Consider the following 12,588-nt stretch of genomic DNA (forward strand, 5'->3'; position numbering starts at 1 on the left):
TTATTCCATCTCCTTTTGATCAATGATGAGTTGCTTCGTTTCATGTGATTTCAATAAAATAATTTGCTCAAAATGAAAGCCGTATAACGCATATTTCCCGTTCGGAGATATTTGAATCGGCTCCATTTCCCGCAGAGACACAAGATCTTTTGTCTCTCCCGATGCTACATTGACTGCTGCGAGCTTATATGCATCGCCGCTTTGTTTGAATGTATAAAACAGGCCTCCTGCTTCATCATAGTCATACTCCATTGGAGCCAAACTTGTATATTTCGCTTGGAGCGGCCATTTCGCTGTAACAGGTGATGTTGATTGCGGCGTTTTAAACTGATACGTCCCTTTTCCTCCGGAAGCTGATTTGACAGTAAAACTCATTTGATGGAAAGAATCGAAGAATAGAACGTTATCCTCAAGCTTCTGTTCCGTCTTAGAAGCTGTATCGAACGTATATAAAGGCCCTGTTTTATCGTCTCTTCCCTCTTTTACATAATCAAATGTATTTTTGGATGTCCAATGAATGAACGGAACCTGTACTGGGCTTAAGAAAGATTCGTCTTTTTTAGCATTCACCTGATATGTATGGAAATCCCAGTTTTCATTGAATTCCGTCACCATCATTTGATAAGGATCATACTGATTCCAAGCAGCTTCAAGCTCATACGTTTCGTAATCTTTTTCGTAAAGCGTCTCTCCTTCTGCATTAAGCAAAACCACTGCCGTCTTTTGGCTATGTGTGATTTGCAGCAGAATCATCTGCTCCCTCGCATTGATTTGAACATCAACGATTTGACCATCCGTTTGATAGAGCTTTTTCGCTTTGCCTGTAAAGATGCGGTACGCAAAAAGCTCTGTTTTCGTCGGATTAGACGCAGTATATAATATTGTGCTGTTATTCAGCCAGCCTTCCGCCCCATCCGCTTTTTCCGCGGAAAGCGGTATGATGTCTTTTTTCTCATCTTTTGCCGCCGATGCCTGTTTTTGCTGCTGATGAGATGGTTCGCATGCCGATAAACTAAACAGCAATACCGCCAGCAGAATAAAACAAACTGATCTCATCAGCATTCCCCTCCGATCATCTTTATTTTCTCATATTTGCTTCGGCAGAAAAAAGAAAAAGTTTCAGTTACTCATGAAAAAATAACGCCCTCCACAAGATACCGCTTGTGGCGTTATATATGTGTGAAAACTGCTGAAACGGCAAAGGATTTTGGCCTTTTCCAAGTTCCACCGTATACCCTTCCTTAAAATAATGGTGAATAAACCAATCACGAAATCCAGCATAGCTGTCTATATCCCTTACTCCCTTATAAATGTTCCCGCTTAACTCCTCAAAATCCTTTATGACGGCAGCAGATTCCTCAGGCTCAAGGCCTTTATAGCCCCAATAAATTTCTTCTCCTTGAGTATGAAGAGCCAGCAGTCTGTCAGGCGGATTCTCCGTGATCAGCCGGTACATCGCAATAGATTCCGGCTCCGTAAGCGGAGAGATTCCCGGAAAATCGCGGTAGCTGGGTGCTGTCGGTTTTCGGTATTTTTCAATTTCCCATAATGATGGAAATTGTTTATTTAAATCAACCCCGTTTATATTCGCCTTCCATTCATTAAAATTTGGACGATGTTCATTTAGCCTTTCGAGTTCATCTCTTCTGGCTCCCATGACTTCTGATCCGTTTAAAACAAGATCAACGCCATCCGGATTGACAAGAGGAACGAGGGATAAGGATGTGCTGTTAAACAGCTTTATGGGAGAAAAGCCAAAGAAAGGCGAATTGCAGCATAATGACATACAGTATTCCTTAAACCATTTTAGCAGGACAGACGTTGTAATCCACTCATTCGCATGAAATGACGCGTTCATATGGACCTTTTTTACGGCATGCTCCCCACCAGCCTTCAGCTCCCAGATAGGCCTGCCGAGTACAGAACGGCCAATTTCCCGGCATGAGACAAACGGAAAAACATCAATAATCTTCTTTATTTCCTTTTCAACAGCTGAATCATCATAGATTTTCTCTTGCTCAATCCAGCTATCTGAAAGTTTCAGCTGCCGAGGCTGTAAAAAGCGCTTTATGTCCTGAATGGTTTGAAGCTCTTTGCCGCTATGCTCCTCTATCACATAACCAGGGCAATACAATTGATGTTTTTGTGCGGAGCGATTTGCACTTTTAAGCAATTCCTCGTCTATCTTCAGTTCTTTCGCCACATTGGCCAAATTGTTCTTGATCTCAGGTTTCACAGTAATAAACGCCATCATCATCCCCCTTTTTTGTTACTATATGACAGCGTATTAAAAAAAAGAAAGCCTCCCGCTCACTTCGATGCGGGAGACATTGTGATTATGATGCCTGATCAAGCATTTGTTTTTCTTTCCGCTTTGACGAATTGTCCAGCCTTTTCTGGTCATAAAATCGCAACAAATCCCCATAAATGATTTCATCAGAAAGTGATAGCTCCTGTTTTGCTTTATCAGCAAATGCTTCACATTGTTTTGTCTCTTCTAACGGTTTTCCCGTCTCTTTGTCATAACACGCACCGTCTGTATAAACAACCTGATCTGTGATAAAGCTCCCGTCCCGGAGCACCGTGAAGTCCAGTTTTTCGTCTGAAAGCAGATCGTTGCCGAATTGAATTTGATCTTTCGTATCAATCCCTAAAAGATTCATCAGCGTCGGCCTGATATCAATCTGCCCGCCTACTGTTTCAATGGTTTGCGGCTTTTTATCAGTAATACCCGGAATATGAATGACCAGCGGCACTTTTTGGAGCTGTACCTCTTCAAATGGGGTTATTTCTTTTCCTAAAAACTGCCCCATCGCTTCATTATGGTTTTCTGATATACCATAATGGTCACCATATAATACAATAACAGAGTTGTCGTATAACCCGTCTTCCTTCAGCTTTTCGATAAACCGTTTCAGCGCCTCATCCTGATAACGCACTGTCGGAAAATATTTATTTAGCGTCTGGCTGCTTGAATCATATTCATCAATCAATTGGTCCTCTTCATCAAGATCAAACGGGAAGTGGTTCGTCAGTGTAATCAGCCTCGAGTAAAACGGCTGAGGCAGATTTTTCATCAGCTCTGAAGACTGCTCAAAAAATTCTTTATCCTTAAGTCCCCAGCCGACTGAATTTTCGTCAGTTACATCATACGAGTTAATATCAAAAAACGAATCATATCCAAATGAGTCGTACATTAAATCACGATTCCAAAAGCTCTTATTATTAGCGTGGAGCACCGCTGAATAGTATCCGCTGTTTTTCAAAATTTCAGGAGCGGCCATATATTGATTGCCCGCATTCGTAAAAAATACGGCACCTCGTCCAAGCGGATACAGTGAATTGTCCACGATAAATTCAGAATCCGAGGTTTTCCCCTGGCCTGTTTGGTGGTAAACATTATTAAAGTTGTAGCTCTGTTTTATAAACTCATTCAGAAAAGGCGTGATTTCTTCTCCATTCAATTTTTCATTAATCACGAAGCTTTGCGTCGACTCTAAGGATACGAGAATGACGTTCCTTCCTTTTGCAGCGCCGAATAAGCGTTTGTTGGCATCCTTCGCATTAGCGGTTACGTAGTTTTCAATCTCCGTCAGGCTGTTGCTGTCTGCCAACGCTCTCTGTGCGGATTGCTTTGACTGAAGAACGCCATCGTAAATATGAAAATTAAACAGGCTAATGTTTTTAACAAGCATTTCTCTGTCAAATGAGCGTGTCAATAGCTGAGGTCTTTCCGCCTCAGACAAGCCCAGGTTGAAGAAATAAACAGAAGCAACGAACAAAAAATAAGCCGCCCGTTCATTTTTCGTTGAGGGAATGTCCGATTGAAAAGCTTTTTGCCGGATGTGAAGCCATATTAAAACCGCAATATCTACAGCTAATAGGAGGTCTGTCGGCTCAAGAAGTGTTCCGATGCTGCTTCCGAGATCACCCATATTGCTCGTTTGAAAAAGAACAGGGATTGTTAAGAAATCATTGTAAAAACGGTAAAAAACCATATTTGCCAGCAATACAAACGTGACAAGACAGCTCATCGCGATAATGTAGCGATTTCTGTTTTTGCCTTTTAAAAACAGGCTGAGGCCAAAAATAAGCAACAAAAAACTCAATGGGTTGATAAACAGAATAAATTCCTGTGTTAGATTGTCGATTTTAATATGAAAACTGGTTTTGTAAACAGCATACGTTTTCAGCCACATCAATAAAATGGCAATCAGCATAAATGAAATCTTCGAAAAAAACGTTTTTCGCATTTCAACCTCCTATGCAGCACGCTCAAAAAAATCAGTCTATTCCCAACATTCTCATTAACACATCAAATTAAATCTTAACCTGAGCACAACAAAAAATCAATTTCATTTACACAATTTTAACAATTTTGATGTTTCAGCCATTCATTTTTAGCGATCCAAGCGCCTCCGATAACGCCGGCATCATTTCCAAGTGCTGCGATTGAAATATCAGCAGCTTGGGCTGCCCGCGGAAACGCGCATTTGCGGAATGTTTTCTCGACTTTTGATCTCAGCAGTTCTCCGGCTCTCGATACGCCGCCGCCAAGAACGATTTTGGATGGATTAAGCGAGCTTGCCAAATTTCCGAGCACCAAACCAAGATGCTTGGCTACATAATCAACCACCTCAAGGGCAATTTCATCATTTTCACCCGCCGCTTCAAACACATCCCGCGCTGACAATTGTTCGGTTGCTTTTAAACGTGTCGTCTTTTTAGCATTTGCTATTTTTTCTTTTGCAATTCTTACAATTCCGGTTGCTGACGCAATTGTTTCGATACAGCCCGTTTTGCCGCAGTTGCAGGGCGCTCCGCCTTCAGGGATGCTGCAAATATGGCCGATTTCTCCGCCGGCGCCATTTATACCATGTACAATTTCACCATTTGCAATGATGCCGCCGCCAACTCCTGTGCCAAGCGTCACGAGAATGACGTCTTTTGCGCCATCACCCGCTCCCTTCCACATTTCCCCGAGCGCAGCAATATTCGCGTCATTTTCTATAACAGCTGGGATGCCGGTTTCTGTCTCCAGATGGTTTTTCAAAGCATAATTTTTCCACCCTAGATTTACTGTTTCATAAACCACTCCTGCCGCCATATCTACAGGGCCTGGTGCACCCATTCCGATGTATTTGATGATGTGCTTCGGTTTTTGCAGCTCATCCAGCTTGCTGTCGATTGTTTTTGCAATTGTGACAGTAATCGTGTCGCCGGTTTTATCAGTCGGAACTTCCCACTTATGCTGAATTTCGCCATATTGATTAATAAAAGCGAGTTTAATCGTCGTTCCTCCCAGGTCAATGCCCGCAAACCATATCTCGTCCATTTTTATCACCTTAGCCTTTATAAAAATCTCTTCCGTTTTTTGTTTGTTCCAATTCTTTTCGAAGGACAGCTGCCGCTCTGGCCCACTGCTCCTTTTCAATCATGTGGTTCATGTATAATTCCTTTAATTCATCCAGCATAAACTCAATTTCAAGCTCTCTGTCTCCAAAATAAACAATGTGGCCAAACGTTTTTAACAGCTGCTGCACATCATAAAATGTATTCATTTTCCTCACCATTTCTTGAACTTAACTATCATAAGCGTATTCATAAGGAAGCGGTCAGTCAAGAAGAAAACGCTGACAAAAAAGCCAGCCTCCTTTCCGTATTCCACCTTTATGATTCTTTATTGTTTTCAATTTGTTGCTGCAGCTCCTTGTAGCGCTGCTCCTTCGGCTCCAATTTTAAAGCCAGCCTGATGGCCTTTTCTGCTTGTGCAAGCTCATTTTTTTCCGCATACAATAAGGCTAAATAGTAATATGAGGCATGGTCTTTAGGTTCTTTTTTCACTGCTCGTTCCAAATGGAAAACCGCCTGATCATATTCGCCGATTTTAATATCAGATACAGCAAGAATTTTCAAAAGATCGGCAGAGGCATCTTTTTGCGCTGCTTCTCCGTTCAGCAATTCTGTTACTTCTTCATACTTTCCTTCCTGATACAGCTCGCTTGCCTGCTGAATCAGCGCTGACTCCTGGTGTGAAGGCGAATGCAATCCGTAATATAAAAATCCGCCAGCCAAAGCAATCAGCAAAACCGCTGACAACAATCTTTTTCCAAAGGCTCTGGCTTTGGGCAACCCCAATGCCGCTGCAGCGAAAAAGCCGCCAATCAAGCCGCCGATATGTCCTGAATTATCAATATTCGAAACTGCAAAACCAAAGCCCAGATTGATGATAATAATGACAATAATATTGGTTCCTATGGTTCTTAAAAACATTTTTCGATTAGACAAAGCAACATACAGTAATGCGCCTAAGCATCCGAATATGGCTCCTGATGCGCCTGCCGAAGGATACGGGCTGAACACAAAACTCGCAATCGAACCCGTAATGCCAGCAGCCAGATAAATCAGCAAAAATCTCCCCGATCCATACATCCGCTCAACCGCTGTACCAACCGACCATAAAGCCAGCGTATTAAAAGCTAAATGCGCTATGCCGATGTGAAGCACGATCGGTGTCAGAAGCCGCCACCATTCTCCTTGTGCAATCAGGCTGTTTTCTTTTGCTCCAAAAGCGACCAGCGTCTCCGTATTTGTGCTGCCCCCGTTTATTTCGAGCAAGAAAAACATCAGGATCTGAAGCGCAATAAATAAATATGTAAAAATCGGTTTTCCATTTTGAAAAACCGCCGCTTCAGTTTTTCTCTGTTCTTCTTGTTTCAGCACTAGCGAAAGGAAGCGTTCTCGCGCCATTTGCACGTTTTCAAACGAAGCGTGTTCCTCTGAACAATCTTCTGTACGAAATGATGGAAAAACCGCTTGAAGATCATCTCGAAGCATCGTTCCTCTAACGATCGCCGGCTCAACTGACACAGTTCCCTTCTCAAAAGTTTTTTTTGCAATCTCTTCCCAGTCATCAACAGGGGCTTCCGTTGAAAAAAACACATTCAGCAGCTTCATCCTTCGTCTGCCCAATTGATGTCTGACTCGTTCTACTCGTTCGGCCTGCTCTTCGATGTCTCTAACCATTTCTTGACGGAAATCAAGATCGTGCTTATAAAGACGAACTAGATCATGAGAGGACTTGTCCGGCGCTTCCAGCCATATTTCATCTGACTCACCGGCTTGTATGACGCCATACCCGCTATTCACCAGGTGCGCCGCAATTTTCCAATATGTATACTCCAGCAAAAACATGTTTACCGCTCCAATAGTTTTTTTTCATTATAACAGCTGGCGCTCCGAAACGCCTACTGAAAGCAAAAAATCCCGTTTTTCACGGGATTTTAGAAAGCTTGCTGTATAAACTTATTGCGGATAAATGGAATTCTTAAAAACAAATGGATAAAAGACCGCCTGATTCCTGGCTGGCTGAGTACAGTATTCATAAGACGGTAGCGATTTTGATAAAACATGACGGCAGAAACCGCGAAAATGGCATATATCAAAAGTTTTTTCATGATATCCCTCCTGCCAATAGGGTTTGTTATTCTACCTTATTTATTCTCGAATAAGGGACAGGAAAGTTATGAAAAACAAGAAATAATCCGATCCTCTGTTATCAGCTTATGTACAGGGATGTCATGCGGCAGGCGGGGTACGTGCGCAAACAACTGGCACTCCAAAAGCAAAGAGACTGTCTTCCCTTCATATTCACTTAAATAGCGATCATAATAGCCGCCTCCAAAGCCGACCCTAAACCCGTTAACATCAAAACAAACACCTGGAACGATCATCAAGTCAATTTGTGATGGGTTTACTACTTTTGTTTTTTCAATTACCGGCTCGAGCAGTCCGGCGTACACGGTTTCGAGCTGATCATCGGTCTGATATGTCCGAAATTGCATTTTCTTCGTGTCCGGATGGCATTTTGGGATGCAAACTTGTTTTCCTTCTTCCCAAGCCTGCTCAATGACAGGACGCGTCGGTATCTCTAATCCTCTGGAAATAGTGACGGCAATGGTGCCGGCATTTTGCCACTCCGGCAGAGAAAACAAGTACTTATACATACGTTCCGTTTTTTGAAGAATATCTTCATTTGATAAAGCAGACAGTGCCTCCAGCGTCTTTTTTCTTAATTGTGATTTCATCTCTCATCCCCCTCGGAATAGAAAAAAAGCCAGAACCTTTTTCAAAGCTCTGGCTTTTTTCTTACACCTCAAACAGCAAGGCTGTTATTTTGTTTCACGGTGTAACGTAGATTTTTTATCACGTGGGCAATATTTTTTAAATTCAACGCGGTCTGGATTGTTGCGTTTGTTCTTTTTAGAAATATAGTTACGCTCACCACATTCAGTGCAAGCCAAAGTAATATTAACGCGCATTATTTTCCCTCCAAACTAAAATCATTTACTTATTCAGACTTATATATAATACCACTATAATGGACGGAATGCTAGGCTGTTTTTCAATGAATTGCTGAATTATTGAAGATACGCTCATAAAGCTGCAAATATGATGACGTAATGAGTCGGGGGTGGTGGAGCTTGAACACTTGTTGTCTGCCAGCTTCTTTTATCCGGCGGGCTTTTTCCCGGTCTTTTAAAAAGCTGTCCAGCAGATCAGCCGCTTCCTGTACGAGCGTAAAATTAGCGATGACTGCCGTTTTGTCATGAACGGCATAATCACAAAAACCACCCGACTGAGAAACGACAGTCAGCACACCTTGTTCCATGCTTTCTTGCGCGGCAAGCCCAAACGGTTCATAAGAACTAGGGAAAACAGCCATTTCACAGTGAGACAGTAACGTTCTGATGTCTTTCCTATTTAGAAACGGCAGAAACATGACACGATCCTTCAGGTTATATGCCGCAGCCAATTTCTCATAGGAGGACAGAGACGGCCCCTCCCCAGCCAGCACTAGATAGAGGTCAGGTTGACGCTGCTTCAAGATGGCAAATACCTTTAACAGCTGCGAAAATCCTTTTTCCGGAACGAACCTTCCATATGAAAAGAGGAATCTTCTATTTATGCTTCTTTGGATTTTCCCCTTCTCTTCCTCCATAGATGCATGGCTTGGGATAACGGTTATTTTTTTATGTGCTGCCTTATTAAGAGACCGCTTCATAAATGTGCTTAATACGACCAAAGCATCAGCCGATTCTATAAGGAGCCGTTCGGTCATGAGCCTGTATGGGTGTGGGGCTTCTCGGCACACCTTCTTCCTTTCGCTTTCCAGGCCGTGGATTGTCGCAGCAAGCGGAAGGCCAAGCCGTTGTTTCAAATACTGGGCGGCAGGAGCTGTTGTGTCATCATGGGCATGAATCAGATCAAAGCGTTCATTGTGTGATAACACATGGCGAACCATTGTAAAGTTAGCATCAGCTATGTAATCTTCAAACTTCGCATACGAAAACAGCTGCCCGCTCGGAGTACAAACCGTAATGTTGATATGAGGATTTAAATAGGAAATGAGGCGGTTTAAATAGACACCGAGCCCGCTTTTCGGCTCATCGGGATGTTCGGGTGAAAGCATGAGAATGTTCACCGTTCTCTCTCCCCTCTCCCATAACAGGTGTATGCAGAAAATTGCGCCTCCCACCTGGTATGCGCTTCCTCAATCTGAAAGCTGTTTATATGACGAATCCCATTTTCATCAAGATAGATGTCGTCTGTATCGGCAAGCTTGAGAGAGACATTCATTGAATTCACAATTCTGTATTCAGCCCGATATACAGCATCACCAGCCGCCTGTCTAATCGTCCATTCGCCTTTATCATACGTTGTGCGTTTTGTCCTGACAGCTTCAATGTCTTTTCTTTTGATGACAATGCGCAATTCTTTTATCATATCCTGCGTTTTTTCGAAAAGGACCGCTTCAGCCAGCCGCATTGTTTCTTCCGAGATTTCCCAGCTTACGGTCAAGGTGTGAGCGTTTTGAATGATTATGTCGAATGTGTCCCTAAAAAAGGAAAGCTTATGTCGTATATTATAGGGAAATGGGTGTTTATCCATGGACTCCTAACATTCTCCTTTCCAATCGTTCACTTCGTGTTCCTATTAAACCATTACATAAAGAAGAAGCAAAGAAAGATTTCTCGACAAAATCTCGTTTTTTTCGCGAATTCCTTTAGAAACTATTGGTTTTATGGTATAAAAAAGAAGGATAAAAAAAGAATAGAAGGTGATGAAACGTGGAAATTGCTATTATTGCGTTGTTTATCGTCAGTATAGCGCTAATTGCATTCTCATATTCTCAAAGAGACCCGATGAAAGATGTAGAACAGGAGCTCGAAACACTGCAGCTTTCTGCGATGCAGGAAATTTACAAGCTCAAAAAGAAAATGACAGTGCTTGAGGAAGAATTACTGGAAACAAACCTTGTCATTCGCAAATCAAAGCAGAACGACATCAATCAAAAAATCGCTAAACAAATACTTTCTAAATATAATAACGGTATGTCAGCTGAAGCGATTGCTAAAGCTGAGCATGTATCAGTGGAAGACGTGAATACGATTATCAAAGATAATGAGAAGGTGCTCGTATGACAAAACGGGGCATTCAGGCATTTGCTGGCGGCATCATTTTAGCGACAGCCGTTCTTGCAGCTGTTTTTTATCTGACTGACGAAGACCAGGCCGCTGCTGTAAAAGATAATAAAACAGTAACTGAACAAGACGTGAACAATTACCTTGATTCTAAAAAAATGGTTTCTGTGAACCGTGATGAATATCAAAAACTTCTTGATTCAAAAGAGAAATCGTTGACCGATGACAGCAGCTCAGACACGAAAACAGACAAAGTCAAAACGTACAAGCTCAAAATTAAAGATGGCATGAGCACTGCGGATGTATCTGCTATTCTTGAAAAAGAGGGCATTATCTCTTCGGCTCAAGACTTTAATGACTATGTCATTGATGCCGGCTATCACAAAGAAATTCGTGCCGGCGAGTTTAAAGTAAAATCAGACATGAGTTTCAAAAAGATCGTAAAAACGTTAACACGATAAAAAACAGGCTGACTCAGCCTGTTTTTTCATCCAAACTTTCCTGAAATGTAATCGAGCGTTCTTTGGTCCTTCGGGTTAGAGAACATTTTATTCGTATTGTCGCATTCAACAAGCTCGCCCATGTAGAAAAAGGCGGTTTGATCAGAAACCCTTGCTGCCTGCTGCATGTTATGCGTGACAATGACAATTGTGTATTTATTTTTCAGCACTAGAATGAGTTCTTCAATTTTTCTCGTTGAGATTGGATCTAGTGCAGATGTCGGTTCATCCATCAGCAAAATATCAGGATTGGTCGCAAGTGCTCTGGCGATGCAAAGACGCTGCTGCTGGCCCCCTGACAGCGAAAGAGCGGACGTATGCAATCGATCCTTCACCTCATCCCATAACGCCACGTCTTTTAATGACTTTTCCACAATTTCCTGAAGCTTCTTCTTATTTTTGGTGCCGTGGACTCTCGGTCCGTAAGCCACATTATCAAAAATAGATTGCGGAAACGGATTCCCTTTTTGGAATACCATGCCGATATTTTTTCGCAAATCCACGATGTCCACTTTATCCTTTAAAATGTTGCTGCCATTATAGTTCAGCTCACCTGCAAGCTTTACATTCGGCGTCATTTGAATCATTAAATTCAATGTCTTGATAAAGGTCGATTTCCCGCATCCGGATGGTCCGATAATCGCCGTAACCTCATTTTCATAAATGCTCAAATTGATATTTTTTAAAGCATGATGCTGCCCATACCATAAGTTCATTCCATTGACTTGATAGACTTCCTGTTTCATTACAGCTTCGGTAGCAATACTCATTGCCGCCCTCCTATCCGAATTTTCCGTTAATATAATCCTCTGTCTTTTGCTTTTTCGGACTCGTGAAAATCTGTTCGGTCTGTCCGTATTCTACAAGCTCGCCGTTTAAAAAGAATGCCGTCCGGTCAGAAACCCGCAGAGCCTGCTGCATATTGTGCGTGACAATAATAATTGAGTATTCTCTTTTCAATCCTGTAATTAATTCCTCTATTTTTGCATTTGAAATCGGATCAAGTGCTGAAGCTGGTTCATCAAGCAGAAGAACAGCCGGCTTCATCGCAAGCGTTCTCGCGATGCATAAACGCTGCTGCTGGCCGCCGGATAACGAGAGTGCGGATGAATGTAAACGATCCTTCACCTCATCCCAGAGCGCTGCTTTTGTTAAACTTTCTTCCACAATTTCATCTAAAACAGCTTTATTCCGCTCTCCGGCATATTTCAATGCATGTGTGATATTCGCATAGATCGATTTCGGAAATGGATTTGGTTTTTGGAAAACCATGCCGATTTCTCTTCTCAAGCTGACAACGTTAATATTGCCGCCCAATATATTTAATCCTTCATAAAGGATTTCACCTTCCGCTCTTGCAGATGGAATTAAATCGTTCATTCGGTTAATATTTCTCAAAAAAGTAGATTTTCCGCATCCCGACGGCCCAATTAAAGCAGTCACCGCATTTTTTTCAATATCCATGTTTACATGATGAACGGCTTGTTTATTTCCGTAAAAAATAGACAGATCTTTGACCTCAAGCACGTGGTTCTGCTTCGGAACAATAACAGCTCGCTCAGGTTTTTCTTTTACCATTTGTTCAGACATGTTTTTCGCCTCTT

General features: G+C 42.2%; 15 protein-coding genes. 2 read left to right on the top strand and 13 right to left on the bottom strand.

Annotated elements, in window-relative coordinates:
- From MKY50_RS12695 to MKY50_RS12745, 11 genes are all read right to left on the bottom strand, one after another.
- Positions 1-1,056, bottom strand: coding sequence for a YqgU-like beta propeller domain-containing protein (locus MKY50_RS12695; protein ID WP_443111389.1), 1,056 nt, complete (start codon positions 1,054-1,056; stop codon positions 1-3).
- A 67-nt stretch (positions 1,057-1,123) separates the two neighbouring features.
- Positions 1,124-2,254, bottom strand: a complete 1,131-nt coding sequence (locus tag MKY50_RS12700; RefSeq protein ID WP_015251708.1) for a M14 family metallopeptidase — start codon at positions 2,252-2,254, stop codon at positions 1,124-1,126.
- An 82-nt stretch (positions 2,255-2,336) separates the two neighbouring features.
- Positions 2,337-4,253, bottom strand: coding sequence for an LTA synthase family protein (locus MKY50_RS12705; RefSeq protein ID WP_341116770.1), 1,917 nt, complete (start codon positions 4,251-4,253; stop codon positions 2,337-2,339).
- Between the two features lie 116 nt (positions 4,254-4,369).
- Positions 4,370-5,335, bottom strand: a complete 966-nt coding sequence (gene glcK / locus MKY50_RS12710; RefSeq protein ID WP_003230132.1) for a glucose kinase GlcK — start codon at positions 5,333-5,335, stop codon at positions 4,370-4,372.
- Between the two features lie 10 nt (positions 5,336-5,345).
- Positions 5,346-5,561, bottom strand: a complete 216-nt coding sequence (locus MKY50_RS12715; protein WP_004399107.1) for a YqgQ family protein — start codon at positions 5,559-5,561, stop codon at positions 5,346-5,348.
- A gap of 109 nt (positions 5,562-5,670) precedes the next feature.
- The gene (yqgP, locus tag MKY50_RS12720) at positions 5,671-7,194 is read right to left on the bottom strand and encodes a rhomboid protease YqgP (RefSeq protein WP_341116771.1); all 1,524 of its coding nucleotides are present in this window, start codon (positions 7,192-7,194) and stop codon (positions 5,671-5,673) included.
- 89 nt (positions 7,195-7,283) lie between these two features.
- Entirely contained in the window at positions 7,284-7,457 is a 174-nt protein-coding gene (locus tag MKY50_RS12725) for a hypothetical protein (protein WP_003230126.1), read from the bottom strand.
- A gap of 66 nt (positions 7,458-7,523) precedes the next feature.
- Positions 7,524-8,087, bottom strand: coding sequence for a 5-formyltetrahydrofolate cyclo-ligase (locus tag MKY50_RS12730; protein ID WP_043857824.1), 564 nt, complete (start codon positions 8,085-8,087; stop codon positions 7,524-7,526).
- A gap of 84 nt (positions 8,088-8,171) precedes the next feature.
- The gene (rpmG, locus tag MKY50_RS12735; protein ID WP_003153056.1) at positions 8,172-8,321 is read right to left on the bottom strand and encodes a 50S ribosomal protein L33; all 150 of its coding nucleotides are present in this window, start codon (positions 8,319-8,321) and stop codon (positions 8,172-8,174) included.
- Between the two features lie 83 nt (positions 8,322-8,404).
- Positions 8,405-9,484 (bottom strand): glycosyltransferase family 4 protein, encoded by a 1,080-nt coding sequence (locus MKY50_RS12740; RefSeq protein ID WP_341116772.1) that lies wholly within the window; start codon positions 9,482-9,484, stop codon positions 8,405-8,407.
- Entirely contained in the window at positions 9,481-9,951 is a 471-nt protein-coding gene (locus MKY50_RS12745; RefSeq protein WP_042976511.1) for a hypothetical protein, read from the bottom strand. The genes MKY50_RS12740 and MKY50_RS12745 overlap by 4 nt, the downstream gene beginning before the upstream one ends.
- Positions 9,952-10,130: 179 nt before the next feature.
- Between MKY50_RS12745 and MKY50_RS12750 the strand changes: the two genes are divergently transcribed.
- Together MKY50_RS12750 and MKY50_RS12755 are read left to right on the top strand one after the other, a co-directional pair.
- Entirely contained in the window at positions 10,131-10,484 is a 354-nt protein-coding gene (locus tag MKY50_RS12750; protein WP_003245993.1) for a hypothetical protein, read from the top strand.
- Entirely contained in the window at positions 10,481-10,945 is a 465-nt protein-coding gene (locus tag MKY50_RS12755) for an endolytic transglycosylase MltG (RefSeq protein WP_014480272.1), read from the top strand. Before MKY50_RS12750 ends, MKY50_RS12755 begins: the two co-directional genes overlap by 4 nt.
- Positions 10,946-10,971: 26 nt before the next feature.
- On the opposite strand, the gene pstB (MKY50_RS12760) is transcribed toward MKY50_RS12755, so the two are convergent.
- Together pstB (MKY50_RS12760) and pstB (MKY50_RS12765) are read right to left on the bottom strand one after the other, a co-directional pair.
- Positions 10,972-11,754 (bottom strand): phosphate ABC transporter ATP-binding protein PstB, encoded by a 783-nt coding sequence (gene pstB / locus MKY50_RS12760; protein ID WP_341116775.1) that lies wholly within the window; start codon positions 11,752-11,754, stop codon positions 10,972-10,974.
- A gap of 10 nt (positions 11,755-11,764) precedes the next feature.
- The gene (gene pstB, locus MKY50_RS12765; protein ID WP_015384102.1) at positions 11,765-12,574 is read right to left on the bottom strand and encodes a phosphate ABC transporter ATP-binding protein PstB; all 810 of its coding nucleotides are present in this window, start codon (positions 12,572-12,574) and stop codon (positions 11,765-11,767) included.
- Positions 12,575-12,588 lie beyond the last annotated feature (14 nt).

The organism is Bacillus sp. FSL R7-0685 (assembly GCF_038002425.1).
Classification (GTDB): Bacteria; Bacillota; Bacilli; order Bacillales; family Bacillaceae; genus Bacillus; species Bacillus subtilis.